The 381-nt window shown below is 40.4% G+C and carries 1 pseudogene; it reads right to left on the bottom strand.

The window, feature by feature from the left end:
* A pseudogene (locus NLM59_RS11535) lies at window positions 1–381 on the bottom strand (hypothetical protein); the annotation flags it as partial.

The following is a 381-nucleotide window of genomic DNA, read 5'->3' as shown; positions in this document are numbered from 1 at the left end:
CGCTAGCACCAGGAGTAAATCCAGTTGCACCCCAAACAAGGTCATAAGAAGCATTCTCAGCAGCACCTTGCCAAGTAACATCTGTAGATAAATCTGTAGTAGCAGCAACAGCCAAGTTAGCAGGCGAACCACAAGGGATATCTTCAGAAGTAATTTCTAATTCAAAAGCACCTTCGGCTAAATCAGAATTAGCGCTATAAGCACCAACATTCAAGTAGTAATTAACACCAGCTTGACCAATGAAAGTAATGGTTTCTGTGTTATTAGAAGCTACATTATCCTCAAAGTCAATACAAGTTAATTCACCACAAGCTCCCGAAAGTAGTGTAATAGCTGCATCCCAACCTGTGGAAGTAACGTTAATAGTAAATTGAGCGCTTT

Source organism: Profundicola chukchiensis, from assembly GCF_029664245.1.
GTDB lineage: Bacteria > Bacteroidota > Bacteroidia > Flavobacteriales > Weeksellaceae > Profundicola > Profundicola chukchiensis.
The sequence above is the reverse complement of the archived record's forward strand: the minus strand, read 5'-3'. Positions and strand labels throughout refer to the sequence as shown.